This window comes from Streptomyces sp. NPDC057682, assembly GCF_042799575.1.
GTDB lineage: Bacteria > Actinomycetota > Actinomycetes > Streptomycetales > Streptomycetaceae > Streptomyces.
This window is the reverse complement of sequence record NZ_JBHVIN010000018.1, coordinates 108,769-134,265: the sequence shown is the minus strand read 5'-3', so window position 1 is coordinate 134,265 and position 25,497 is coordinate 108,769. Positions and strand designations below refer to the sequence as shown.

At 72.1% G+C, this 25,497-nt stretch carries 24 protein-coding genes; 11 read left to right on the top strand and 13 right to left on the bottom strand.

Going from position 1 to position 25,497, the window contains the following annotated elements:
- Positions 1-12 precede the first annotated feature (12 nt).
- Positions 13-1,290, bottom strand: coding sequence for a M6 family metalloprotease domain-containing protein (locus ACFVDM_RS29715; RefSeq protein ID WP_383647245.1), 1,278 nt, complete (start codon positions 1,288-1,290; stop codon positions 13-15).
- A 353-nt stretch (positions 1,291-1,643) separates the two neighbouring features.
- Here ACFVDM_RS29715 and ACFVDM_RS29710 point away from each other — a divergent pair, with 353 nt between their 5' ends.
- Positions 1,644-2,306, top strand: a complete 663-nt coding sequence (locus ACFVDM_RS29710; RefSeq protein ID WP_383647242.1) for a TetR/AcrR family transcriptional regulator — start codon at positions 1,644-1,646, stop codon at positions 2,304-2,306.
- Positions 2,307-2,557: 251 nt separating this feature from the next.
- Positions 2,558-4,084, top strand: a complete 1,527-nt coding sequence (locus ACFVDM_RS29705) for an MFS transporter (RefSeq protein ID WP_383647236.1) — start codon at positions 2,558-2,560, stop codon at positions 4,082-4,084.
- Positions 4,085-4,183: 99 nt separating this feature from the next.
- Here the strand turns inward: ACFVDM_RS29705 and ACFVDM_RS29700 are convergent, their stop codons facing one another.
- On the bottom strand, positions 4,184-4,699 hold the full coding sequence (locus ACFVDM_RS29700) for a MarR family winged helix-turn-helix transcriptional regulator (RefSeq protein WP_383647231.1): 516 nt from the start codon (positions 4,697-4,699) through the stop codon (positions 4,184-4,186).
- Positions 4,700-4,853: 154 nt separating this feature from the next.
- On the opposite strand from ACFVDM_RS29700, the gene ACFVDM_RS29695 reads away from it, so the two are divergent.
- Complete coding sequence (locus ACFVDM_RS29695; RefSeq protein ID WP_383647222.1) at positions 4,854-5,636, top strand: dioxygenase; 783 nt, start codon at positions 4,854-4,856, stop codon at positions 5,634-5,636.
- 61 nt (positions 5,637-5,697) lie between these two features.
- Here the strand turns inward: ACFVDM_RS29695 and ACFVDM_RS29690 are convergent, their stop codons facing one another.
- Positions 5,698-6,741: a questin oxidase family protein gene (locus tag ACFVDM_RS29690; RefSeq protein WP_383647216.1), complete on the bottom strand. Its 1,044-nt coding sequence runs from the start codon at positions 6,739-6,741 to the stop codon at positions 5,698-5,700.
- Between the two features lie 70 nt (positions 6,742-6,811).
- Positions 6,812-7,366, bottom strand: a complete 555-nt coding sequence (locus ACFVDM_RS29685; protein ID WP_383647210.1) for a GNAT family N-acetyltransferase — start codon at positions 7,364-7,366, stop codon at positions 6,812-6,814.
- 147 nt (positions 7,367-7,513) lie between these two features.
- On the opposite strand from ACFVDM_RS29685, the gene ACFVDM_RS29680 reads away from it, so the two are divergent.
- Positions 7,514-8,512, top strand: a complete 999-nt coding sequence (locus tag ACFVDM_RS29680) for an RNA polymerase sigma factor RpoD/SigA (protein ID WP_383647203.1) — start codon at positions 7,514-7,516, stop codon at positions 8,510-8,512.
- A gap of 207 nt (positions 8,513-8,719) precedes the next feature.
- Here the strand turns inward: ACFVDM_RS29680 and ACFVDM_RS29675 are convergent, their stop codons facing one another.
- Entirely contained in the window at positions 8,720-9,688 is a 969-nt protein-coding gene (locus ACFVDM_RS29675) for a helix-turn-helix transcriptional regulator (protein WP_383647195.1), read from the bottom strand.
- Positions 9,689-9,750: 62 nt separating this feature from the next.
- On the opposite strand from ACFVDM_RS29675, the gene ACFVDM_RS29670 reads away from it, so the two are divergent.
- Positions 9,751-11,295, top strand: a complete 1,545-nt coding sequence (locus tag ACFVDM_RS29670; protein WP_383647187.1) for an MFS transporter — start codon at positions 9,751-9,753, stop codon at positions 11,293-11,295.
- Between the two features lie 101 nt (positions 11,296-11,396).
- Here ACFVDM_RS29670 and ACFVDM_RS29665 read toward each other — a convergent pair whose 3' ends face one another.
- Both ACFVDM_RS29665 and ACFVDM_RS29660 read right to left on the bottom strand, forming a co-directional pair.
- On the bottom strand, positions 11,397-12,164 hold the full coding sequence (locus tag ACFVDM_RS29665) for a DUF6227 family protein (RefSeq protein ID WP_383647182.1): 768 nt from the start codon (positions 12,162-12,164) through the stop codon (positions 11,397-11,399).
- Positions 12,165-12,295: 131 nt separating this feature from the next.
- Positions 12,296-13,426: a P1 family peptidase gene (locus tag ACFVDM_RS29660; RefSeq protein ID WP_383647175.1), complete on the bottom strand. Its 1,131-nt coding sequence runs from the start codon at positions 13,424-13,426 to the stop codon at positions 12,296-12,298.
- Between the two features lie 162 nt (positions 13,427-13,588).
- Between ACFVDM_RS29660 and ACFVDM_RS29655 the strand changes: the two genes are divergently transcribed.
- The 6 genes from ACFVDM_RS29655 (at position 13,589) to ACFVDM_RS29630 (ending at position 19,075) form a co-directional block, all read left to right on the top strand.
- Positions 13,589-14,749, top strand: coding sequence for an MFS transporter (locus tag ACFVDM_RS29655; protein WP_383647168.1), 1,161 nt, complete (start codon positions 13,589-13,591; stop codon positions 14,747-14,749).
- A complete protein-coding gene (locus ACFVDM_RS29650) occupies positions 14,746-17,067 on the top strand; it encodes a molybdopterin oxidoreductase family protein (RefSeq protein WP_383647164.1) in 2,322 nt (773 codons plus the stop codon). The genes ACFVDM_RS29655 and ACFVDM_RS29650 overlap by 4 nt, the downstream gene beginning before the upstream one ends.
- A 6-nt stretch (positions 17,068-17,073) precedes the next feature.
- On the top strand, positions 17,074-17,676 hold the full coding sequence (locus tag ACFVDM_RS29645) for a 4Fe-4S dicluster domain-containing protein (RefSeq protein WP_383647156.1): 603 nt from the start codon (positions 17,074-17,076) through the stop codon (positions 17,674-17,676).
- Complete coding sequence (locus ACFVDM_RS29640) at positions 17,673-18,362, top strand: ubiquinol-cytochrome c reductase iron-sulfur subunit (protein WP_383647149.1); 690 nt, start codon at positions 17,673-17,675, stop codon at positions 18,360-18,362. The genes ACFVDM_RS29645 and ACFVDM_RS29640 overlap by 4 nt, the downstream gene beginning before the upstream one ends.
- On the top strand, positions 18,359-18,736 hold the full coding sequence (locus tag ACFVDM_RS29635) for a hypothetical protein (RefSeq protein ID WP_383647141.1): 378 nt from the start codon (positions 18,359-18,361) through the stop codon (positions 18,734-18,736). The genes ACFVDM_RS29640 and ACFVDM_RS29635 overlap by 4 nt, the downstream gene beginning before the upstream one ends.
- Before the next feature lie 123 nt (positions 18,737-18,859).
- Positions 18,860-19,075, top strand: a complete 216-nt coding sequence (locus ACFVDM_RS29630) for a hypothetical protein (protein WP_383647135.1) — start codon at positions 18,860-18,862, stop codon at positions 19,073-19,075.
- Positions 19,076-19,119: 44 nt separating this feature from the next.
- Here ACFVDM_RS29630 and mscL read toward each other — a convergent pair whose 3' ends face one another.
- The 6 genes from mscL to ACFVDM_RS29600 form a co-directional block, all read right to left on the bottom strand.
- Complete coding sequence (gene mscL / locus ACFVDM_RS29625) at positions 19,120-19,644, bottom strand: large conductance mechanosensitive channel protein MscL (RefSeq protein WP_383647129.1); 525 nt, start codon at positions 19,642-19,644, stop codon at positions 19,120-19,122.
- A gap of 96 nt (positions 19,645-19,740) precedes the next feature.
- The gene (locus tag ACFVDM_RS29620) at positions 19,741-20,166 is read right to left on the bottom strand and encodes a hypothetical protein (RefSeq protein ID WP_383647124.1); all 426 of its coding nucleotides are present in this window, start codon (positions 20,164-20,166) and stop codon (positions 19,741-19,743) included.
- Positions 20,167-20,647: 481 nt separating this feature from the next.
- Complete coding sequence (locus tag ACFVDM_RS29615; protein WP_383647117.1) at positions 20,648-21,478, bottom strand: S-methyl-5'-thioadenosine phosphorylase; 831 nt, start codon at positions 21,476-21,478, stop codon at positions 20,648-20,650.
- Positions 21,479-21,587: 109 nt separating this feature from the next.
- A complete protein-coding gene (locus ACFVDM_RS29610) occupies positions 21,588-21,938 on the bottom strand; it encodes an FmdB family zinc ribbon protein (protein WP_383647113.1) in 351 nt (116 codons plus the stop codon).
- Between the two features lie 66 nt (positions 21,939-22,004).
- Positions 22,005-23,288, bottom strand: a complete 1,284-nt coding sequence (locus ACFVDM_RS29605) for an MFS transporter (protein WP_383647109.1) — start codon at positions 23,286-23,288, stop codon at positions 22,005-22,007.
- Positions 23,289-23,666: 378 nt separating this feature from the next.
- Positions 23,667-25,274 (bottom strand): potassium/proton antiporter, encoded by a 1,608-nt coding sequence (locus ACFVDM_RS29600; protein WP_383647105.1) that lies wholly within the window; start codon positions 25,272-25,274, stop codon positions 23,667-23,669.
- Positions 25,275-25,497 lie beyond the last annotated feature (223 nt).

The following is a 25,497-nucleotide window of genomic DNA, read 5'->3' as shown; positions in this document are numbered from 1 at the left end:
CGGGCTCCGCCGTCAGGAGCGGGTGACGCGCACCCGGTAGTCGCCCTTGCCGTTCTTGTCGACCACCGATATCCGGATGCCGTTGGTCCGGTCGGTGAAGGTCTGGCCGGGCTGGAACGGGGCGTCGGAGAGTTCGGCGTGGACGTTGGGCAGCCGGGTGCAGCCGCCGCTGTCCCTGGTGCTGTCCGCGACGGAGACGGGGCCCTGTCCGGTGTCGACGTCCGAGTTGACCTTGTAGATCAGCACGCCGGGCCGGCAGACCTCCTGGTCGTTCCCGGCCTGGGTGCGCACCTCGACCGCGTAGCCGGACTCGGCGGTCAGCGGGACGAAGGCGAGCTTCGTTCCGCCGCGCGTGGCCAGCGGTTCCAGGACGTGTTCGCTGGTGCCGGGCCGGGCGGAGCAGCTGATCTGGTCGTTGTCGAGCCAGCCGAGCTTCCACTTGTGCCAGCCCAGGAGGTCGTTGTTGGCGCCCCAGTCCTCCGACATGATGTCCCAGTGCCCGACGGAGCCGCCGCCCTCCATGGTGTAGAGGTCGGGCAGACCGAAGACATGGCCGTTCTCGTGCGGCAGGACGCGGAAGCCGGTCTGCGGGAAGGAGCCCGAGCCGTCGTCCTGGCGGCTGTAGACGAAGGACGTGTTCGAGAGCGGGACGCCGTCGGCGTACGGGGCGTCGCCGTTGCCGGAGAACGTCACCGACAGGACGGTGTCCAGCGCGGAGGGGCCGGCGTTCGGGGTGACCAGGATGTTGACCAGGTCGTAGGCGCGGAAGTCCACCTTGGGATCGGCGGCGGCGACGATGTCCTGGACGAGATGGCGGTAGCCCGGTTCGTACGGTGAGCCGCGCTCGATGCCGTACTCGGCGAAGGGCAGCGGCATCCGCAGCCAGCTCTTCACCGGGGCCTCGGGCACATAGGTGAGCCGCCCGTAGGAGCTGGTGCGGAACCAGTCGGTGGTCTGGGGGAAGAACTCCGCGAGCCGGTCCAGGGCCGGTTCCGTTCCCGGGGCGTCCGGGAAGTCGATCATCAGGTTCAGTGCGTGGACGCGGCCGGTGGAGCGGGCGTAGCCCGGCTGGGTGGGCATCCCCTCGGACATCTGGACACCCGTCGCCGCCGATATCCGGCACGGTCCGAGCCCCGCCGCCTGGGCGCTCGTCAGGGGGCCGGCGGAGGCGCGGCTCGGCAGCGGCAGGGTGCTGCTGGCCGAGGCCAGTGTGGCGATGACCAGGGCTGTTGCCGCCCCGAGAGCAAGCGGGTGGCGGTGTCTGCGTATCCGGTGGCGGGGCTGCTGCATAGAGGCGCCTTCGGGTCCGCGGCAGTCGGCCGACCCCTGACTGCGCTCTGTCGATCAGCCTTAGGCGGGTGGTGCGGCGGCGCGCGTTGGGTGCGCCGTTCGGTGGGTTTTTCGCGGTGGGGGGGCGTGGTGCGCGGGACAGTCATGGGGTGTGACCCAGGTCACATCAAGAGGTGAAATAACCGGGGATCCTTTCCCCGTTTGCATCGGTGTCCCCGCGAAACGGGGAGGCGGTCCCCGGTTAGCCGGACGGGCCGTCCATCTGACCACCGTGGTCCACCCGGCCACGAGGTCCGCAGCCGGGGCCGGGATTCCGGCCCGGTCCGGAGAACGGGAAGAGAGGGAGCATCGCCGTGGAGACCGTCGCACCTACCGCGCCCGGGAGCGCGCGGCCGCGTACGCCCCGACCGAGGGCCGACGCGCTGCGCAACCGGGAACGGATCGTGACGGCCGCGCGGGAGATGTTCGTCGAGTTCGGGCCGGACGTGCCGCTCGACGAGGTCGCCCGCCGCGCGGGTGTCGGCAACGCGACGCTCTACCGGAACTTCCCCGACCGGGCCGCCCTGACGCACGAGGTCGTCCTCGCGGTCACCTCACGCATCACCGACCGCGCCGACGAGGCCGCGCGTCAGGAGCGGGATCCCTTCGCCGCGCTCAGCCGCTTCGTGCACGCGGCGGCCGACGAACGCATCGGGGCCCTGTGCCCCATGCTGTCCGGCGGCTTCGACAAGGACCACCCCGAACTGCTCGCCGAGCGCCGGCGCCTCGAAGAGGCCGTCGAAGGGCTCGTCGAGCGGGCCCAGTCCGCGGGACGCCTGCGCGCCGACATCGCCGTCGGTGACGTCCTGGTCGTCCTCTCTCAGCTCACCCGGCCGCTGCCGGGCATCGCCTGCCCGAACATCGACCGGTTCACCCACCGCCACATCCAGCTGTTCCTGGACGGACTGGAGGCTCCGGCCCGGTCCGAACTGCCCGGAACGGCGGCGACCTTGGAGGACCTGAGGCGACGGACCTGACGCCCGCGCCGGGATCCCGACCGGACCCGGCCGCGCGCCCGCACCGCCTCGACCACCTGCGCACCCTTTTCCGACCCACCCTCCCGCTTCCCGTTCCTGCCGTTCCTCCTGCTTCTCCCGTTCCCGCGCCCGCTTCCTGACGGGCGTCCGTCCCGAGCCCTCACCCGGCCATGCCCCGGGCCCCTCGCGTCCGCACCGGACCACGGTTCACGATCCCGCGCGCCTCCGCGCGTCCTTAGGTGGCTACCCCCATGTCAAAAACAGCTGATACCCGACTCCCGGACCCCAGTCGCTGGAAGGCGCTGGCGTTCATCGCCCTCGCCCAGTTGATGGTCGTGCTCGACGCCACCATCGTGAACATCGCGCTGCCGCACGCCCAGACGGACCTCGGCATCACCGACGCCAACAAGCAGTGGGTCATCACGGCCTACGCCCTCGCCTTCGGCGGGCTGCTGCTCTTCGGCGGCCGCATAGCCGACCTCTGGGGCCGCAAGCGCACCTTCGTCGTCGGACTGGTCGGCTTCGCGCTGGCCTCCGCGCTCGGCGGTGCCGCGCAGAACCAGGCCATGCTCTTCGGCTCCCGCGCCCTCCAGGGCGTGTTCGGTGCCCTGCTGGCCCCGGCCGCGCTCTCGCTGCTGGCCGTGATGTTCACCGACGCCAAGGAGCGCGCCAAGGCGTTCGGCATCTACGGTGCGATCGCCGGTGGCGGCGGCGCCGTCGGCCTCATCCTGGGCGGCTTCCTCACCCAGGCGCTGAACTGGCGCTGGACGTTCTTCGTCAACATCCCGTTCGCGATCGTCGCCGCGCTCGGCGCGTACTTCGTGATCCGCGAGCCGGCCGGCAGCCGCAACCGCTCCTCGCTCGACATCCCGGGCGTCGTCCTCTCGGCGCTGGGCCTGGTCTCGCTGGTGTACGGGTTCACCCGCGCCGAGTCCAGCGGCTGGTCGGACCCGCTGACGATCGGCACGTTCGTCGCCTCCGCCGTGCTGCTGCTCGCCTTCGTCCTCACCGAGTCCCGGGTGAAGTCCCCGCTGCTGCCGCTGCGCGTGGTCATGGACCGCAACCGGGGCGGGGTCTACCTCTCGCTGGGCCTGGCCGTCATCGCGATGTTCGGCCTGTTCCTGTTCCTCACGTACTACCTCCAGGTCGTCAAGGGCTACTCGCCGATCCGGACGGGCTTCGCCTTCATGCCGATGATCGTCGGCATGATCGCCGGGTCCACGCAGATCGGCGCCCGGCTGATGACCCGGGTCCCGGCCCGGCTGCTGATGGGCCCCGGCTTCCTCACCGCCGCCGTCGGCATGCTGATCCTCACCCAGCTGCAGGTCGACTCCTCGTACGCGGCGGTCATCCTGCCGGGTCAGCTGCTGATGGGTCTGGGCATGGGTACGGCTTTCATGCCCGCCATGTCGCTGGCCACCCACGGGGTCGAGGCGCGTGACGCCGGTGTGGCCTCCGCGATGGTCAACACCTCGCAGCAGGTCGGCGGGGCCATCGGTACGGCCCTGCTGAACACCATCGCCGCCTCCGCCGCCACGGCGTACGCCACCTCGCACGCGGCGCTCGGGGCCACCGACCCGGAGCTGCTGAAGCTCCAGTCGATGGTGCACGGCTTCACCGGTGCCATCTGGTGGGCCGTCGGCATCCTGGTGGCCTCCGCCGCCATCGCGGTGACCTTCGTCAACGCGGGCCGCCCGGAGGCCTCGGTCACCCCCGCGGGTTCCGGCACCGCCGAGGGCGCCGAGGACGAGGTCAGGGTCCCGGTCGTCGCCCACTGACCCGGGCACCCGCCCGGACGCGACCCCGCCCGGACGCGCCGCCGCCCCGGTCCCGTACGCACGGGACCGGGGCGGCGGTCTGCCCACGGACGGAGGGGGTCAGCGCAGCCAGGGCAGGTCCGCGTCCGTGCCCTCAGGCTCCAGTCCGGAGGCCACGACGCGCATGATCTCGCCGAGCGCCCGCAGCTGCTCGGGGGTGAGCCGGTCGAACATGGCCTGGCGTACGGCGCCGACGTGACCCGGGGCCGAGCGGCGCAGCATCTCGTAACCCTCCTGGGTGAGAACGGCGTTCTGGCCGCGCTTGTCGGACGGACAGTTCTCCCGGCGGACCCAGCCGCTCTTCTCCAGCCGGGCGACGGCGTGCGAGAGCCGGGAGCGGGTGATCTTGGCGTCCTTGGCCAGCTCCGTCATCCGCTTCTGGTGGCGCGGCGCCCGGGAGAGTTGGACCAGCAGCCCGTAGTAGATGTGCGGCATGCCGGCATCGCGCTGCAACTGGCGGTCGAGGTGATCCTCCAGCAGCGTGGTGGCGTGGAGGTACGCACTCCAGACGCCCTGCTCTTCGTCGGTGAGCCAACGAGGCTGCTCACCGGTGGATGCCGTGGTCATGTGCTCCACTGTACGACCTTTTCTTGAAAGTTGAACTAGATAGAGCTAAGGTCTCCGAAGGTAGGAACTTGAAGATTAAAGAACAGTTCCTTCCGAAGGCTTCCTTCTGAACCTCGACGCCCAGAAGAAGACTTACCTTGACCAGCAGCGGATGGGGAGTGTCATGACAGTCACCGCGGAGCGCATGCCCGCCCTCTATCTCTCGCACGGCGCCCCGCCGCTGGCCGACGACCCGGTCTGGCCCGGCGAGCTGGCAGCCTGGTCGGCCGGGCTGCCGCGCCCCACCGCGATCCTCATGGTCTCCGCCCACTGGGAGGAGGCCCCGCTCGCCCTGGGCGCCACGGAGACCGTTCCGCTCGTTTACGACTTCTGGGGCTTCCCCGAGCACTACTACCGGGTGCAGTACGCCGCCCCGGGCGCCCCCGCCCTCGCCGAGAGCGTCCGCAAGCTGCTGCGCGGCGCCGGTACGCCCGTCCAGGACATCCCGGACCGCGGCCTGGACCACGGGGCGTACGTCCCGCTCGTCGAGATGTTCCCCGGGGCCGACATCCCGGTCCTCCAGATCTCCATGCCGACGCTGGACCCCCAGAAGCTGATGGACATCGGGCGCAAGCTCGCGCCCCTGCGCGACGAGGGCGTCCTGATCGTCGGCAGCGGCTTCTTCACCCACAACCTCGCCGCGCTGCGGCACACCGGCGGCGGCACGCCCGGCTGGTCGGCGGAGTTCGACGACTGGGGCCACCAGGCGCTCCGGGAGCAGAACATCGACGCCCTGCTGGACTTCGAGAACAAGTCCCCGGCGGGCCGGCTCGCCCACCCCCGCACCGAGCACTTCGCCCCGCTCTTCGTCACCCTCGGCGCCGCCGAGCAGGAGCTGGACCAGGGGCGCAGCATGATCGACGGCTTCTGGATGGGCCTGGCCAAGCGCTCGCTCCAGTACGGCTGACGGACGGCACGCACCCGCCCCGCCCCGGCCGGTGGGCCAGGGGCGGGGCGGGTTCCGCGGATCACAGGGTCGGCGGGTTCATCTCCACCGAGCGGAGCGCGGCGGCCAGGGCGCGCGGGTCACCGACGTCCAGCGCCGTGTCGGTGAACTTGATCGTGTGGTCGTCGCCGTGGGCGGCCGCTCGGGCGAACAGTTCCTCGGCGGTCGGCACCACCCCGTCGGGGACCGGTTCCCGGGGCCGCTCCGGGGCGTAGGCCGCCGTCACCGCCGCGCTCGCCGCCCAGGCCGCGTCCAGGCTCGGTGCCCACAGCCCGCCGGGGAGGGCGGGCAGGGTGCGCAGCACCGCGTTGGGTGCCGTCGCCGCGTGGACCAGCATGGTCGGCTCCCCGTGGCCGTGGGTCTCGTAGCGGTGCGTGGCGGCGCGTACCAGCTCCTCCAGCCGCTCCCGGGCGGCGTCGGGCCCGGTCACCGCCCGGTCCGGCCAGACCGGGAACGCGGTGAGCTGCCCCAGCCGGGCCCGGATGCCGCCGCTCTGGTCGGGCACCCGCGCCACGGCGTCCAGCGCGGCCGCGGCGTCGGCCGCCGGGGCCTGCGCGGACAGTTCGGGCAGCGGCTGGTGGCGGGCCGCCCAGTAGCCGAGTCCGTGGGCCAGTTCGGCGACGCGCGGCGCGTTCTCCTCGGTGTCCAGCAGGGTGCGCACGGCATGGCCGACCCGGATCACCGGATGGGTGGCGCCGGCCGCGATGCCCGGCAGCAGCCGGGGCCACCACTCCGCGAGGACCGCCCGCCAGGGCCGCTCCTCCGTCTCGCGGACGAAGAACCGCGTCCAGTCGGCGATGCGCCGGGGGTCGCCCAGTGCCTCCCGCCAGTTCTCCGGGGTCACCTCGGCGAACGGGACGGGCATGTCCTCCAGCCGTCCCCGGTAGTGGTCGATCCAGCGGTGCACCCCCGGCGCCTGGCCGTGGCGCACCAGCGCCTCCACGGCCATCGGGGCGTGGTTGCTCAGCCAGCCCTCCCGCTCGGGGCCGAAGGAGTGGAGGCGCTCCAGCGCCTCGTCGAGGGTTCCGGAGGTGTCGGACGGTGTGCTGCTCTGCGTGAGACTCATGTCACCCCACGCTAGGCACCGGGCCGCCGTCCCGGAACGGACCGTGGTCCCGGCCGCGCGGGCCCGGGACCTAGGTCCCCGGTCGCAGGCGCTTCTCGTACCAGGCGACGTCCCAGTACCGGCCGAACTTCCGGCCGACCTCCTCGTACGTGCCGACATGGCGGAAGCCGAAGCGCTCGTGCAGCCCGACCGAGGCCGCGTTGGGCAGGGCGATCCCGGCGTACGCGCGATGCAGGTCCTGCCCGGCCAGGGCCTCGAAGAGCGCCGTGTAGAGGAGCCGGCCGACGCCCCGGCCCACCGCGTCGGGGGAGCAGTAGACGCTCACCTCCACGGAGGTGGAGTAGGCGGGCTTGGCGCGGAACGGGCTGCTGGTGGCGTACCCCAGGAACCGGGGGCCCGCCCCGCTCGTTTCCTCCGTACCTCCGGTCTCCAGGGCCACCAGGAGACGGTGCGGACCGTCCCCGGCGCGCGTGCGCAGCCAGGACAGCCGCTGCTCGGGGGTGAAGGGGACGGTGTCGAAGGTGACGGCCGTCTCACGGACGTAGTGGTTGTAGATGTCCGTCAGCGCCGGCAGATCGCTCTCGACGGCCGGTCTGACCTGCGGATCCGTTCCCGATATGGCCATGCGTCCTCCTGGTCGGCGGCACAGGGTACTGCATGATCGCGAAATTCAATGCCGGTCATGGGAATTCTGTCCGGATTCCAGTCGTTGTTTCCATCGGATGCAGGGCACCCGAAAGGGTGTCGCGACCTACTCAGCAAGGGAGCACGCATGGCAACCCGTGCCGTCGCCCGACGTTCGTCCGCCACCGGCGGGACCGACCGGGCAAGCAGTGTTCGCGCCACAGGCGGGGAGATCGCCGATCGCGACCTGGTCGGCATGTACCTGGACGAGATCGCGCGTACGCCATTGCTCGACGCAGCGAAGGAGGTCGAGCTCTCGCAGGCCGTCGAGGCGGGCGTCTACGCCCGGCAGATCCTCGACAAGGAGGTGGAGAGCGACGCGGGCGGTGCCTCGCGCGAGGAGCTGGAGGCGCTGGCCGCCGAGGGCGAGCGCGCCAAGGACGTCTTCATCCGTTCCAACCTCCGGCTCGTCGTTGCCGTCGCCCGCCGCTATCCCAGGGCCGGGCTTCCCCTGCTCGACCTGATCCAGGAGGGCAACGCCGGTCTGGTCCGCGCGGTCGAGAAGTTCGACTACGCCAAGGGCTTCAAGTTCTCCACGTACGCGACGTGGTGGATCCGCCAGGCCATCACCCGTTCCATAGCCGACCAGTCCCGCACGATCCGGCTCCCCGTCCACCTGGTGGAGGAGCTCGGCCGGATCCGCCGGGTGACGCGCGAGTTCAACCGCGAGCACGGGCGCGACCCGGAGCACGCGGAGATAGCCGCCGAGCTGGGCTCCACCCCGGAGCGCGTCGGCGACGTGCTCGACTGGGCCCGCGACCCGGTCAGTCTCAACATGTCCGTGGACGACGACGGCGACACGCAGTTCGGTGACCTCCTGGAGGACACCTCCGCGGTCTCGCCCGAGCAGTCCGTGCTGACGCTGCTGCGCAGCGAGGAGCTGGAGGAGCTGATCGGCAAGCTCGACCAGCGCACCGCGTCGATCATCCGCATGCGGTACGGGATCGAGGACGGCCGCGAGCGGACCCTGACCGAGGTGGGCAAGCAGCACGGCCTCACCCGCGAGCGGATCCGCCAGATAGAGAAGCACGCCCTGCTCGAACTGAAGCGAATGGCTCACGACACGGGCTTTGACGCTGCGGCGTGACCTCGCGTCCAGTAACCTCCGAATTGGGCCGCTTCACCACGGCGGCCCCCCTGAGCTGAGTCCCGGCGCCCACCCCCCCTGGCGCCGGGGCTCATCCCTTTTCCGGCAGGTTTCCGACCGGCCTCCGACCGGCTTCCGACCGGCTTCCGACCGGCTTCCGACCGGCTTCCGACCGGCTTCCGACCGGCTTCCGACCGGGCCCGCCGGTCAGGGCGCAGGAATCGCCGCACGGCTGAGCCGGGCGCCCAGATCGTCGAGGTAGGACACCAGCTGCGGCGGCGCGTGCGCGGTGAATTCGCAGTCCACCAGCGCCAGCCGCACCGCCACCCACTCCAGCGCGTCCGTGACGGTGGCCCGCAACCGGCAGCGGTGCTCGCCCTCCGGCTCCACCGGCCCCATCGAGCGCGGCAGCCGCGAGGCGACGAACTCCGCCGGGGCCGCGAAGCTCACCTCGATCTCCAGCTCCGGCTGCATCCGCGCCATCGACTTGCTGAGGTACTCCGCCGCGTCCCCGGTCGGCAGCTCCCGAGGGGCGAACCGCGCCCCCGTGGCGAACGGATCGCTCACCCGGTCCACCCGGAAGGTGCGCCAGTCCGCCCGCTCCAGGTCGTACGCCACCAGGTACCAGCGCCATCCGGTGCTCACCAGCCGGTACGGCTCGACCTGCCGCCGGGTCTCGGCGCCGTCGCCCGCCCGGTAGGCGAAGCGGAGCCGCTCCCGCCCCGTCACAGCCGAGGCGATCACGGTCAGCGTCGCCGTGTCGATCGTCGCACCGTCGCCGCGGGTCAGCGGCATCGTCGCGTTCTGCAGGACGGAGACCCGGTGCCGCAGCCGCGAGGGCAGCACCTGCTCCAGTTTGGCCAGGGCCCGTACGGACGCCTCGTCGACGCCCTCGATGGCGTGCCCGGCGCCGGCCCGCAGGCCCACCGCGATCGCCACCGCCTCCTCGTCGTCCAGGAGCAGCGGGGGCATCGCCGCACCGGCCACCAGCCGGTAGCCGCCGACCGAGCCCCGCGAGGCCTCGACGGGATAGCCCAGGTCGCGCAGGCGGTCGATGTCGCGCCGGATCGTGCGGGGGCTGACGTCGAGCCGCTCGGCGAGCTCGCTGCCCGGCCACTCGCGGGGTGTCTGGAGCAGGGACAGCAGATTCAGCAGTCGTGCCGGAGTGTCGGTCATGTCACCCAGGATGCCCGTCCATTGGGACACGACCTGACCTATTGCCTGTTTACCTTTCTCATATGACTTCTTCCGCATCCCTGCCGTCGGCGGACACCCGAGCGGTGTCCCCGGCCCCGTCGGACCGCCGCCGGTGGTTCGCCCTGGCCATCGTCATGACCGCCGCCTTCATGGACCTGGTCGACGTCACGATCGTCAACATCGCCATCCCGAGCATCCAGCGGGACACCGGCGCCACGTTCAGCTCGATCCAGTGGATCACCGCCGGATACGCCCTGGCCTTCGCCGCCGGGCTGATCACCGGCGGCCGGCTCGGCGACATCTACGGCCGCAAGCGGATCTTCCTCATCGGCATCGGCGGCTTCACGCTCGCCTCCGCCCTCTGCGGATTCGCCGCCAACCCGGAGATGCTCGTCGCCTCCCGCATCCTCCAGGGCGGCACCGCCGCCCTGATGGTCCCGCAGGTGCTGTCGATCGTGCACGCCACGTTCCCGGCGCACGAGCGCGGCAAGGTCTTCGGCCTCTTCGGCGCGATCGTCGGCCTCGGCGCCGTCTCCGGCCCGCTGCTGGGCGCGCTGCTCACCGAGTGGAACATCGCCGGACTCGAATGGCGCCCGATCTTCCTGATCAACCTGCCGGTCGGCATCGCCGGACTGATCCTGGGCCGGATGTTCATCACCGAGTCCAAGGCACCCCGGGCGCTCCGCCTCGACCTGCCCGGCGTGGTGCTGGTGACCCTCGGGATGCTCATGCTGATCTACCCGCTGACCCGGGGCGAGGAACTGGGCTGGCCGCTGTGGGGCTATCTGTCGATGGCCGGCAGCCTCCTCGTCCTCCTCGTGCTGGTGGTGTTCGAGCGGGCGAAGGCCGCACGGACCGGATCGCCGCTGATCGAACTGTCGCTGTTCCGGGTCAAGAGCTTCGCCGCGGGCATCGCCGTGCAGCTGACCTTCGGCGTCGGCCTCGGCATCTTCTTCCTGGTCTGGACGCTCTACATGCAGCAGGGGCTCGGCTGGAGCGCGCTGCGGGCCGGCACCACCGGCATCCCGTTCTCCGTCTCGGTCTCCGCCGCGGCAGGCATCTCCGTCCAGAAACTCGTGCCGCGCTACGGCCGCAAGGTCCTCCAGGCCGGTGCGCTCCTCATGATCGCCGGACTGCTGCTCTACATCTGGGAGTCCGGCCGCTACGGGATGGGCATCACGTCCTGGCAGATGGCGCTGCCGTTGGTCGTCATGGGTGTCGGCATGGGGCTGATCGTCGCCCCGCTGGCCGACGCGGTGCTCTCCGAGGTCCCCAAGGAGCACTCGGGTTCGGCGTCCGGGCTGTTCAACACCGTGCAGCAGATGGGCAACGCCCTCGGGCTCGCGCTCGTCTCGGTGGTCTTCTTCGGCTCGATCGGCGACCGGCTGACCCCGCCGCAGATCGGCCCCGCGTTCGCCGACGCCTTCGAGCACTCGCTCTGGTGGGTGGCCGGTGTGCTCGCCGCGATCTTCCTGCTGATGTTCGCCCTGCCGGCCCGGCCGAAGCAGCACGTGGAGGGCGGCGGCGACGACGCCGGGCCCACCGAGGCCGCGGCACCCGCCGAGGAGCCGGTGCTCACCCACTGACCCGCGCGGACGGGACGGAGGAGAACAGCGGTGCCCGCACCCCGCAGGGGGAGCGGGCACCGCCGTTTCCGACGGCGCTCGTACGGCTCCGAGGCGCGGCGTCAGCAGATGCGCGTACGGCTCTCCATCGCGCAGCGGGCCGCCTCCTCGTCGCCGTACACCTCGCACATGTGGCGACCGTCGGGCGTCGCCGTGTGCTCGACCTCCCACAGGCTGGTCTCGCTGCCGTCCAGCAGCAGGAAGGCGTGCTCGTACAGGGTGAAGCCGGCGTCCCGGCCGTCCACCCGGCACTGCCGGCCGAAGATCTGCGTGATGTGGTGCGCGAAGGCGGCCCGCAGCAGGGTGGCCGTCTCCTCGCCCGGCACGTCGCGGTTCTCCGCGCGGCGCAGCACCCGCCGGGCGTGGTCCGCCGAGTTGTCCGGCGCGTACATCCGGGGCAGCGGGGCCGGGGGAGCCGCCATCAGGGCGGTCAGGATCTCCAGATCGGCCTGCGGCCCGTCGTCCCCGAAGAGCGGGGCCTCGCTGAAGCCGCCGGCCAGCCGGGACGCGGCGACGTGGACATCGGCCTCCTCGTCGTACAGCTCGTACTGGCGGTCGTCCGGGCCCTCGCAGCAGCGCACGCCGGCCACGCGCGGACCGCGGTGCACCAGTTCCCACAGCGTCATCGCCGAGCCGTCGGCCAGCAGATACGTGTGCCGGTAGGTCTCGCGGTGCAGGGACGCGCTGTGGTGCGAGGAGTGCAGCGCGCTGCTGTGGGCGAGCGCGGTGCCGAGCCGGTCGACCGTGCTGTCCGGCAGGTCGAACGAGTTGAGAGCCCGTCGCAGGAGTCGGTCGAGGTGCTGCTCGGTAGTCTCGTACGGATCGCTCAAGGTGCTGTCTCCAGGCCGTCGCCGCGTGTTACGTGGTGCGTGCTCAACGTAGTCCCTGGGTCCGACATCGTGACCGGGGTTGAGAAAAACGTACGGCACACGCAGAAGGTTCCCCGTCCGGCCGAACTTCCTTACGCGGACGGGGAGTCGGATCGTCCGCTTTCGTCGGCCGGGGACGCGTCCGGTCCCGCCGGTGCGCCGTACAGATCGCCGTACGAGGGGAACGTGCCGCCGCCGCTCCCGGTGCCCACGACACCCGTGGCCGCCCGGACGGCCTTCACGATCGCGCGCGTCACCGCGTCCGCACCCGCCGCCAGCAGGCCGTTGAGCGCGACCGGGTCCGCCGGGTCGAGCTCCCGCGCGCCCGTGGCGAGCGCGAAGACGGTGTCCCCGTCGGTCAGCAGATGGACCGGCCGGACGGCGCGGGCCAGCCCGTCGTGCGCGGTCCCCGCGAGCTTCTGCGCCTGCGCGCGGCCCAGCGCGGCATCCGTCGCGACGACGGCGAGCGTGGTGTTGAGCGGGGGGCGCGCGGACGCGTCGCGCGCCTCCTCCAGGCGCCGTCGCGCCGCCCGGTGGACCTCCGGCGCGGGCGCCACGGCCGGTTCGGCCCCGCCGTACTCCCCGTACAGCACCCCCGTGTGCGGATCGAGCACCGAACCCGCCGCGTTCACCACCACCAGCGCCGCCACCGTGACCCCGGACGGCAGCAGCACGCTCGCCGTGCCCACCCCGCCCTTCAACTGCCCGGCCACCGCCCCCGTCCCCGCCCCGACGCAGCCCTGCCCGACCGCCGCGCCCGGCTCCGACGCCGCGGCCGCCTCCACCGCCGCCCGCCCGGTCGAGGCGTCCGGCCGCGCCCGCCAGTCACCGCCGCGCCCCAGGTCGAAGACGCACGCCGCCGGCACCACCGGGACCACCTGCGCCGGATCGGGCCCGACCCGCACCCCGCGCCCCCGCTCCTCCAGCCAGGCCATCACCCCGGACGCCGCGTCGAGTCCGTACGCGCTGCCGCCGGTGAGGACCACCGCGTCGATCCGCTGCACCAGATTGCGCGGGTCCAGCGCGTCCGTCTCACGGGTCCCCGGGCCGCCGCCGCGCACGTCGACGGCGGCCACCGCGCCGCCCTCGGGCGCCAGGACCACGGTGGTGCCGGTCAGCGCGCCCTCCCCCTCGACCCGGGCGTGGCCGACGCGCACCCCCGCGACATCGGTCAGCGCGTCCCTGCGGGCGGACGCCGGGGGAGGGGTGGTGGGGGCGGTCATCCGGGACTCCTCGGGGTGGGCGGCCGATGCGGGTGCCGTGCACGGGTGAACGTACCCACGAGACGCCCCGCCGCCCGCCGGCCCGGAGCCCTCACACGACGCGCTCACCCCGTAGCTACACAAAACAGGTCCAATCGTCCCGTACGGACCTACGGTGACGGGGTGACCGAGCCACCAGAAGCCTCCGACGCAGCCGCGCAGCCCACGCCCGGCGCCGGCGCCGCACCGCAGTCGGCCACCGGCCGCGCCACCGACCCGCCGCCCGCGGGCGGCCCCTCCCGCCTCGCCGGCGCCGTACCGAAGTCCGTCACCGGCCGCGCCACCGCCGCCGGTGTGATCGTCTCCCTCCTGCTGGTCCTGGCCATCGTGCTCGGCAGCCGGCTCCTGGAGAACTTCGACTCCGCGCTCCTGCCGTACGCCGTGGCCACGGTCTTCCTCGCCTTCGGCGTCGCCTACCGCTACACGGTCTGGGTCTCCGCCCCGGGGGCCCGACGGCTGTTCAAGAAGGGCTGGGGAAGCCTCTTCTCCGCCGAGAACTTCCGCAAGGCCCCCACCGCCCTGCCGAAGATGATCGCCACCTACCTCGGCTTCCAGAAGTTCCTCGGCGCCCGCTCGCACGCCCGCTGGGCCGCCCACCAGCTGATCTTCTGGGGCTGCGTCCTGGCCGCGCTGATCACCTTCCCGCTCACCTGGGGCTGGTTCACCTTCACCTCGGGCACCGGCTCGGGCCCCGGCTACGAGATGCGGATCTGGGGCTTCAAGATCATCGGGTTCGACTCGCTGGACTTCCTCGGCTGGCTGATGTTCCACGGCCTGGACATCGCCGCCGTCCTCGTCATCCCCGGCGCCTCCTACTTCCTGTGGCGCCGGATGAAGGACCGCGGGGCCATCACCGGGCAGCGGTTCGCCTACGACCTGGTGCCGCTGATCGCGCTGATCGTCATCTCCGTGACCGGACTGCTCCTCACCTTCTCCTCGATCTTCCTGCACGGCGGCGGATACGAGTTCCTCGCGATCCTGCACATGGTGTCGGTGGTCTTCACCCTCATCTACATCCCCTTCGGGAAGTTCTTCCACATCGTCCAGCGCCCGGCCGCCGTCGGCATGCAGCTGTTCAAGTACACCGGCCGGCAGGACGACCAGGTCTTCAGCTGCCGCCGCTGCGAGGAACCGATCGACACCGCCCCCTACGTCGACAACCTCCGCGGCACCATGCGCGACCTCAGCCTCGGTTTCGACGAGTGGGCCGAGTACTGCCCGCGCTGCAAGCGGGTGCTGCGCGGCAGCGCCTACCTCTCCCAGGTGAAGAAGGGCTTCAAGTGACCGCGGACCCGCACGCCGGCACCCCTGCGACCGTGCCCCTCGACCCCTCCCTCGCCCCGCCCGGCACCCGGGGCTTCCGCGACGCCGGAGGCATCCCCGCCGACCAGTGGCACGCCGATCAGAACGGGGAGACGCTCGTCCCCACCCACTGCTGCTTCTGCGGCGTCCAGTGCGGGATGTATCTGCGCGTCGACCACGCGGGCAAGGTCTTCGGCGTCGAACCCCGCAACCACGACATCAACCGGATGCGGCTCTGCCCCAAGGGCATCAACGCCTACCAGCAGATCAACCACCCCGACAGGCTCACCGCCCCGCTCATGCGCCGCTCCCGCGACGAGGAGTTCCGCGAGGTCTCCTGGGACGAGGCCCTCGACTTCACCGTGTCCGAGATCAAGCGCATCCAGCAGGCCTACGGCAAGGACGCCTTCGGACTGCTCGGCGGCGCCAGCCTCTTCTCCGAGAAGACGTATCTGGTCGGCAAGTTCGCCCGCGTCGCGCTGAAGACCCGGCACGTCGACTACAACGGCCGGCTCTGCATGGTCAGCGCGGCGGGCGCCAACAAGCTCGCCTTCGGCATCGACCGGGCCGGCAACCCCTTCTCCGACATCCTCCTCACCGACTGCCTGCTGATCGCCGGGTCCAACGTCGGCGAGTGCTTCCCCGTGATGACCCAGTACGTCTGGGGCGCCCGCGACCGGGGCGCCAGCCTCATCGTCGTCGACCCGCGCGAGACCGCCATCGCCCGCACCGCCGACATCCACGTGGCCCTCAAACCCGGCACCGACTCCGCGTTCTTCAACTCCGTGCTCCAGGTCGTCATCGAGGAAGGACTCACCGACGAGGCCTATCTCGCCGCCCACGCCACCGGCTGGGAGGAGGTGAAGGCCAAGGTCGCCGAGTACCCGCCGGCCCGCGCAGCCGAGATCTGCGGCATCCCCGCCGAACAGATCGTCCGGGTCGCCCGCACCTTCGCCCGCGCCCCCAAAGCCATGGCCTGGCACGCCCGCGGCATCGAGCACCACTCCCAGGGCGTCGAGAACTGCCTCGCCGTGATCAACCTCTGCACCGCCACCGGACACATCGGCAGGCCCGGCGCCGGCTACGGCACCATCACCGGCCAGGGCAACGGCCAGGGCGGCCGCGAGCACGGCCAGAAGTCCGACCTGCTCCCCGGCGGCCGCTCCATCACCAACCCCGAGCACCGCCGCCAGATCTGCGAGATCTGGGGCATCGAGGAGTCCGAACTCCCGCCCGCCGGCACCTCCATGATGGAAATGGTCTGGCAGATGCAGCGCCGCGAGATCCGCGGCCTGATCGGCATCTGCAACAACCCCTTCGTCTCCCTCCCCAACTACCAGGTGGTCAAGAGCGGTTACGACACCGCCGAGTTCCACGCCCAGTGCGACTTCTTCCTCTCCGAGACCGCGGCCAACGCCCACGTCGTCTTCCCCGTCACCACCTGGGCCGAGGACGACGGCGTCATGGCCAACGCCGAGGCCCGGGTGGTCAAGCACAACAAGGCCCAGGAACCGCCGCCGGGCGTACGCACCGACACCTGGGTGATGTGCGAACTGGCCCGGCGCCTCGGCGCCGGTGACAAATTCGCCTTCGACGACTCCCGGGCCGTCTTCGACGAACTGCGGATCGCCTCCGCCGGAACCGTCAACGACTACTACGGCATCACCTACGAACGTCTGGAGGAGACCGGCGGGATCGCCTGGCCCTGCCCCTCCACCGACCACCCCGGCACCCCCCGCCTCTTCGAGGACGGCCGGACCTACCACCCCGACGGCAAGATCCATATGCAGGTCGTCGATTGGCACCTGCCGATGGACCCGTACGACGACGAACACCCCATGTCCCTCACCACCGGCCGCACCGTCGCCCACTTCCTCTCCGGCAACCAGACCCGCCGCCTCGGCGGCCTCGTCGAGCAGACCCCGCGCCCCTGGGTCGAGGTCCACCCCTCGCACGGCTTCCGCAACGGCGAACCCGTCCGCGTCGTCACCCGGCGCGGCAGCGAGGTCTTCCCCGCCCTGGTCACCGAGGCGATCCGCCCCGACACCGTCTTCGTCCCGTACCACTGGCCCGTCCCCACCGCGGCGAACGCGCTGACCATCGACGCGCTGGACCCCCGCTCCAAGATCCCCGAGTACAAGGTGTGCGCCTGCCGCATCGAGCACGCCGAGAAGATCGACGAGGTCCCCGCGCCCCCGGTCCCACCCGGCCACGTCGCCTACCCCGGGGCCCAGGTCTCCCGGACGGACCCGCTGCCGCCCACGTCCCCGCAGGGCCGCGGCACCTCGGAAAGGAGCTGACGCCCCATGATGGGCAGAACGATCTTCATCGACCCGGGGCGCTGCATCGGCTGCCAGGCCTGCGTCTCCGCCTGCCGCGAATGCGACTCGCACCGGGGCAAGTCGATGATCCACCTCGACTACACCGACGAGGGCCACTCCGTCGCCTCCCTTCCCACCGTCTGCATGCACTGCGAGGACCCCGTGGCCCCGTGCGCCGAGGTCTGCCCCGCCGACGCGATCCTGGTGACCGCGGACGGCGTGGTCCAGCAGGCCGACACCACCCGCTGCATCGGCTGCGCCAACTGCGTCAACGCCTGCCCCTTCGGCGTTCCCAAGATCGACCTCCAGGCGAAGCTCCAGATGAAGTGCAACCTCTGCTACGACCGCACCGCCTACGGTCTCGCCCCCATGTGCGCCACCGTCTGCCCCACCGGCGCCCTCTTCTACGGAACCGTCGAGGAGCTCCAGGCCGAGCGCCCCGGCGTCCAGGTCGCCGACAGCTTCGTCTTCGGCGAGAGCGAGGTGCGCACCGGCGTGGCCATGGTGGTCCCCGCCGAACGCGTCCAGTGGCCGGTGCCGGGCGGCCTGCCCGTCGTGGAGATCAACGGGAAGGACGTCCGCCGATGAGCGTCACCGAACAGCCGCCCTCCGGGGACCCCCGCGAGGCCCTCCACGACCGCATCGCCGCCGATTCGCTCACCACCCGCCGCGACTACCTGCGGATCGTCGCCACGGTCTCCGGCGGCCTCGCCGTCGGCGGCCTGGGCGTGGCCGGAGGCATGCTGCCCCGCCACGGCGACCCCGAGGACGGCAAGGCACCCGCGCCCAAGCGGATCGCCGCCCAGCTGCTGCCCGGGGAGTCCGTCTCCTTCCACTACCCCGAGGAGGAGGACCGCGCGGTCGCCGTACGCCTCGACGACGGCACCCTCGTCGGCTACTCCGCCATCTGCACCCACCTCGCCTGCGCGGTCCTGTGGCGCAAGGACCGGGGCTCCGAGGGCGAGCTGTACTGCCCCTGCCACGAGGGCGTCTTCGACGCCCGCACCGGCGAGGTCACCGCGGGGCCCCCGCCGCGCGGGCTGCCCAAGGTCGTCCTCACCGAGCAGACCGACGGCAGCGTCTGGGCCATCGGCACCACCCGCTCCGGCGAGAGCGTCGAGCACGGACTCTGCCGCCAGCTCGGCAGCGACCGCCCGGACCTCGCTTCCCGGATCGGCTGCCCCGGAGTGCGCGGGGGCGCCGAGGCGCCCGACGCCCCGGGCACCACCGGCACCGGGGCCGTCGCGCCCGAGACCCCGGGCAGGCCGGCATGAGCGACGCCGAGCGGCCCGGCACCCCGGGCTATCCCGAGTACCACCCCGGCAGCGCCCGCCCCGAACTCAACCGGCCGGTCCATGAGCGCTATCCCCAGATCCGCCCCACCAGCGGCTACGGCGACCCCCGCGTCCACCGCACCGGCCCGGGGCCCGGCGCGGGCACCGACCAGGAGCCCGAGCGGTCCTCGAAGCTGACCGCCCGGCTCGCCCTGGCCATGACCGTCGTCATCGGCCAGCTCTGGGGGCTGACGGTCATCGTCGACGAGTGGATGGAGGGCCACACCGGCACCGCCTGGTGGGGAGCCGGGTTCCTGTGCCTGTCGTTCCTGGTCGTCCTCGGGCTGTGGTGGCTCGACCCGAAGGACCGCTGACCCGTGACCCCGGTGGCCGGGAGGCTCCCGGTCCCGGGGCCCCGGCGGTCCGCAGACCCGGCCGTCCGTCGCGCCCCCGAGTGCGGCGGGCGGCCGTGCACGCGGCGGCCGTACCCTGGACGTATGAGTACCGCCCCCGCCCCCGGCCCGCGCGACGCGAAGCCGGACGCACCGGCCGGGCCCCGGCCGAAGCCCCGGCCGGCCCTGGTCTTCGACGATCCGCTGGACCAGCAGTCCTCGGACGATACGGACCGGGGCTGGGGTGAGCGGGCCCCCTCGGCCGGCAGTGCGGCGGATCTCGCGCGCTTCCTCGACGAGAAGCCGCCGCACCACATCTGACCCCCCGGGTCCGGGGCCGCCGCATCGCGCCGGCCCCGGGCGCGCTACTCCCGCGCGCCGCCCTCCGCGGGCCCGCCGCCCCCGGCGCGCTGGGCGACCAGCGTGTCGCGGATCTCCTTGAGGACCTCCAGCTCGGTGACCTCCAGGGTCTCCTGCACGCCCTCCTTCGCGGCCTCCTGGTCCGCCCGGCGGGCGAAGTACTTCGCCATGGGCAGGACCATGAGGAAGTAGACGACGGCCGCGGTGATCAGGAAGCTCAGGGTGGCGCTGAGCACCGAACCCCACAGGATCCGGATTCCCTCCGTCGCCTCGCCCGTCTTCGGGTCCGTCACACAGGGGCCCTTGAGGCAGGAGCTGTAACTTTCCAGGTCCTTGGTGCCGAAGGCGCCGACGAGCGGATTGATGACGCCCTTGACGACGGAGTTCACGATGTTCGTGAACGCGGCGCCGATGACGACCGCGATCGCCAGGTCGACCACATTGCCGCGCAGCAGGAAGGCCTTGAAGCCCTCCAGCAGACTGACCTTCTTCTTCTCGCTCACGGGTGAGCCGTCCTTCGCATGTGCCATAAGTGGAGTCAACTGTTCCGAAACTTACGGCAGTAGAGGGAGAAACCACCCCATTCGCGGCTGATGTCAGGTGACATGATGGTTCGTCAGTACGAATCAGCACAGGATCACCGCCAGCCCGGCCGCCATCCCGGCGCCCGCGAGCCTCGTGGCCGTCGCCCTCGGCACGGAGAGCACGACCAGGGCGCCGTCGCTCCCGGACGCCTCGCCGGACGGTGACGGCACCCGGTCCACCCGGGCCCCCTCGGCGAGCACCCGGCCCCCGGCCCCGTCGGCGCCGGGCGCGACGACGTCCACCCGGTCTCCCGGCCGCAACAGCCGTACGGCCGCCGCGTCGGCGATCCGGACCGGCGCCGACACCAGCGGCGCCGGGGGCGAGGCGCGCTCCGCCGCCGTACCGGCCGCCACGGCCCTCGGCCCGCCCCCGGGGTCGCCCCGCTCGCCCCCCACCGCCCCCGAGGCGGCGAGCGCCGCCGCTGTCAGCGCCAGTCCGGCAGCCAGGGCCCGCCGCTGCCGCCGCACCGCCCGACGCAGCCGGTGTCCGACGCCCCCGCGCACCCGGAGCGGCGGAAAGGGCGGCACCCCGCACGGCGGGGGCGCGGCCGAGGGCGGAGGAAGGGGCGCGGGCGGAGGAAGGGGCGCGGCCGTGGTCGTGGAGCGGGAACAGGATGCGGAGGAGGAGCGGGATGTGGAAGGGGATCCGTACGAGGACATGACGAACACCGCCCGGAGTGGGAGCGACAGGGACCGGAGTCCGGGCGGCCGGAGGGCCGGCGCCCGGAACGGGCCGGACAACGGAAACCGGACCGCGGGGCCCGGCCACCGGTTCTCCGGCGCACGGCTCCCACGATCCGGCATCCGCACGATTCCCGCCGAGCCCTGTGGACGGTCCACAGCTTGGGGAAAACTCCCTCACCCGCGGGAGGGACGGCGTCGGGGGGGGCTCCTCCCGCGATGCCGAAAGCTCCCTCATCCGCGGGAGGGACGCCCGCGGCGCACCGCGCTACGGCAGCTCGATCCCCGTGTCGATCCCGTCCAGCGCGTGGGCGCACGCGCACACGCGCTCCTTCGGGAGGCCGGCCACGGTGTCGAAGAGGACCGCGCGCAGCCGGTCGACATTGGCCGCGAACGCCTTCAGCACCTCCTCGTGGGAGACGCCCTCACCGGCCTCGGCACCCGCGTCCAGGTCCGTGACCAGCGTCATCGTCGTGTAGCAGAGGCCCAGTTCACGGGCGAGCACGGCCTCCGGGTGGCCCGTCATGCCGACCACCGACCAGCCCATCGCGGCATGCCAGCGCGATTCGGCGCGGGTCGAGAAGCGGGGTCCCTCGACGACCACCAGCGTCCCGCCGTCCACGGCCTCCCAGTCCCGGCCGCGCGCCGCCGCCAGCGCGGCCCTGCGGCCCTCGGCGCAGTACGGGTCCGCGAAGCCGAGGTGCACCACGTTCGGCACCGTGCCGTCCGCCCAGGGCTCGCCGTCGTAATAGGTCTGGACGCGCGACTTCGTACGGTCCACGAGCTGGTCCGGCACCAGCAGCGTCCCCGGGCCGTACTCCGGCCGCAGACCGCCCACCGCGCACGGGCCGAGCACCTGGCGGACACCGACCGAACGCAGTGCCCACAGATTGGCGCGGTAGTTGATGCGGTGCGGCGGCACATGGTGGCCGCGGCCGTGCCGGGGCAGGAACGCGACCTGCCGGCCGTCGATCTCACCGAGGAAGACGGAGTCGCTGGGCGCTCCGTAGGGGGTGTCCACGCGGACCTCGGTGACGTCCTCCAGGAAGGAGTACAGCCCCGAGCCGCCGATCACGCCGATCTCTGCATTGGTCGCCATGCGGGCCACAGTAGGCGCTGGGCCGTGCGGGCGGCCGACCCGGCCGGGAATACCAGGGACCCCACCGAATCGTTCGGAGGGGTCCCAGGTGAAGCGGGGTGCGCGCTGCTCAGGCGGCCGACGAACCGCTCGACGAGGCGGAGGACGACGAGGACGACGTCGAGGAGCCGGACGATCCGGAGGACGAGGCCGACGCGGTGGCCGACGACTTCGCGTCCGTACCGGAGCCCGAGGAGCCGGAGCCCTTCGAGGTGGTCGAGGCGGGCGTGCTGCTCGACGAGGAGCCGCGGCTGTCGTTCCGGTAGAAACCGGAGCCCTTGAAGACGATGCCGACCGCCGAGAACACCTTCTTCAGGCGTCCGTTGCAGTTCGGGCACACCGTGAGGGCGTCATCGGTGAACTTCTGCACCGCTTCGAGGCCCTCGCCACACTCGGTGCACTGGTACTGGTAGGTCGGCACTTGTTCCTCCTGGCACTCTTACTCGATGAGTGCTAACGACGCTCCATAGTGACGTATTCCGCGGGATCAGTCCACCGTGACCGGCCCGCGGTGACCGATCCCACGTGCCACGGTCCGCCCCCGGTCCCTCGGCAGCAGCCGGGACCGCAGCGTCACCAGGGTCACCAGAGCGAGGGCCGTACCCACCAACGGCACCAGGAATCCGGTGCTCGCCCCATGGGCGTCGGCGAGCCGTCCGGCCACCGTCACGGCCGCCGCCTGGCCGAGCGCGACCGAGCCCGTGAGCCAGGTGAACGCCTCGGTCCGCGCGGTCCCCGGGACCAGGGCCTCCACGAGGGTGTAGCCGCTGATCAGGGCGGGGGCGATGGAGAGGCCGACCAGCAGTCCGAGCCCGGCCAGCAGCGGCACCGAGTGCACGGCCCACAGCCCCGACGCGGTGAGGGCCAGCGCCGTGTACCCGGCGATCAGCCGGCGCCTCGGCCCGCTCTTCCAGGCGATCGCGCCGCAGGCGATCCCGGCCAGCATGTTGCCGGCCGCGAAGATCCCGTACAGCAGACCGTTCGCACCGGGGCTGCCGATCTCCTCGGCGAAGGCGGTCAGCGAGACCTGCATCCCGCCGAAGACCGCGCCGATCCCGAGGAAGGCCACGGCGAGCACCCGGACGCCCGGGACGGACAGCGCGGAGGCGTGGCGGGGCGATCCGGCGGCGGGCGCCGGGCGGACCGGCGGCTGGGTGGCGCGCCGGGCGGCGAAGAGCAGTCCGCCGGCCAGGGTCAGGGCGGCCTCGGCGATCAGCCCGGCCGCAGGGTGCACGCCGGTGCACAGCGCGGTGGCGAGCACGGGTCCGATGACGAACGTGAACTCGTCCGTCACCGACTCGAACGCCGCCGCCGTCGCCAGCAGCGGCGAGGCCTCCCGGCCCGGCCCCGCACCGAGCACGGCCGCCCAACGGGCCCGGACCATCGGCCCGATCTGCGGCACCGACGCACCGGTCGGGACGGCAGCGGCGAACAGCGCCCACATCGGGGCGTCCGCCAGCGCCAGCGCGGTCAGCCCGGAGACCGAGGCGGCGTGCACGAGGACGCCGGGCACCAGCACGGCGCGCTGGCCGAAGCGGTCGGCGAGCTTGCCGGTCTGCGGGGCGAACAGGGCCATGGAGACACCGGTCACGGCGGCGACGGCACCCGCGCTGCCGTAGGAGCCGGTGGTGTGCTGGACGAGCAGCACGATGCCGATGGTCAGCATCGCGAAGGGCTGCCGTGCGGCGAAGCCCGGCAGAAGGAAGGTCCACGCACCCGGGGTGCGCAGCAGCTGCCCGTATCCGGGGCGCTCGGAGACCGTGGACGCCACGGTCCATGCCTTTCCGCCGCCTGGTGGCCGTGCTCCCGCGGGGCGGACCGGCACGGGGGTGCGGGCCCGGTCGGGAGCTGCCGAGAGCTGTCCTCTTCGCGCGGAACTGCGGTAGATGCCGGGCGCTCGCAGCAGAGGCGGAGGACGCCACGACCGCCATACGGTCGCGCCAGCTCTGCGTCAGGCAGAGTTGGTGGTTCATGCGGCGGTCCGCACGGAACGGGTGGCTCCGGCGGACCTGATTACGTCCCTTCATGCTACAGGCAGCGGATCCGGCGCCCCTCCGGCCGCTGCCCGCGCACACCGTGCCTCAGGGTGTGCCCTGACTCGGGGGTGTGCCCTCGGTGGGTGCACCCCGTCTCAGTGGTGCACCCCGTCTCAGTGATGCGCCTTCTCCTCGTGCGGCTCGGAGTGGCGCTGGGCCGGCTTCCGGGTCCCGGACTCGCGCTTTCCGGATTCCGGTTTCCTGCTCTCCTCGCTCCGGCTCAGCTTCTTGACGGCCTTGAGCGCGCCTGCCATATGCGGGCCGGTGAGCGCTTCCGGGCCTGCCGCGCCCGTTCCGGTTCCCAGCCAGCCGGCCAGCTTGCCGCCCTCGCCGATCGCGCGCAGCCGGGCCTCGGTGGCGTCGCGGACCGGGTCGGTGGTCACGACGAGCAGCTCGTCCCCGCGGCGCAGCACGGTGGCCGGCGCGGGCACGAAGCTCTTGCCGTCGCGGACGACCAGCGTCACCGCGGCCCCCGAGGGCAGCCGCAGCTCGCCCACCTCGACGCCGTGCATCTTCGACTTCGCCGGGATGGCGACCGACAGCAGATGGCCGCGCAGCCGCTCCAGGGGCGCCGATTCGATGCCCAGGTCGGCGGCCTCGGAGGGGTCCTCGGCGATCCGCAGGGACTTGGCCAGCCAGGGCAGCGTCGGCCCCTGGATGAGGGTGTAGACGACGACGAGGACGAAGACGATGTTGAAGACGCGGGTGGAGCCCTCGATCCCGGACACCATGGGGATGGTCGCCAGGATGATGGGGACGGCACCGCGCAGCCCGGCCCAGGACATCAGGGCCTTCTCCTGCCAGGGCAGCCGGAACGGTGCCAGCGAGACGAAGACCTCCAGCGGCCGGGCCACCACGGTCAGCACCAGGCCCACGATGATCGCGGGCCAGAAGTCGTCGACCAGGTCGTGCGGGGTGACCAGCAGTCCGAGCAGGACGAACATGCCGATCTGGGCCAGCCAGCCGAGCCCGTCGGCGAACCCGCGGGTGGCCGGCCAGTGCGGCAGCTTGGCGTTGCCGAGGATCATCGCGGCCAGGTAGACGGCGAGGAACCCGCTTCCGTGGAGCATCGCGCCGGCCGCGTACGCCGAGACCGCGATGGCCATCACGGCGATCGGGTAGAGGCCGGAGGCGGGCAGCGCCACATGGCGCAGCCCGTACGAGCCGAGCCAGCCGACGGCGATGCCCACGGCCGCGCCGATCGCCAGCTCCAGGGCTATCTCGCCGATCAGCACGTACCAGCTGTCGACCGGACCGCGGGTGGAGAAGGCCACCACGAGGATCACCACGGGGGCGTCGTTGAACCCGGACTCGGCCTCCAGGACACCGGTCACCCGGGAGGGCAGCGGCACCTTGCGCAGCACGGAGAAGACCGCGGCGGCGTCCGTGGAGGAGACGACCGCGCCGATGATCAGCGCCTGCCGCCACTCCAGACCGACCAGGTAGTGCGCCCCGGCCGCGGTCACGCCCACGCTCACCCCGACGCCGACGAGGGAGAGCACGGCGGCGGCGGGCAGCGCCGGTCTGATCTCCTTCCACTTCGTGCCGAGGCCGCCCTCGGCGAGGATCACGACCAGGGCCGCGTAGCCGATCACCTGCGTCAGTTCCGCGTTGTCGAACTTGACGTCGAAGAGCCCGTCCTGGCCCATGGCGACACCGATGCCGAGGTACAGGAGCAGGCTGGGGAGCCCGCTGCGCGACGAGATGCGCACCGCCGCCACCGCGACGAGCAGGACGAGCGAGCAGACGAGCAGGAGTTCGTTGAGCGTGTGGACAGTCAGTGGCCGGTCCTTTCCCGCGTACGCCTGCCGGAACGACTTCCGGCGGCCAGTACTTCGTTACCTTACCTAATCTTTAACGCTTTCTTGATGCGTTCGAGTATTCGTACGATCGCTACGCAATTCGAACCATCCCGATACCGCGTCGGACCGGCCTCGACGCTGC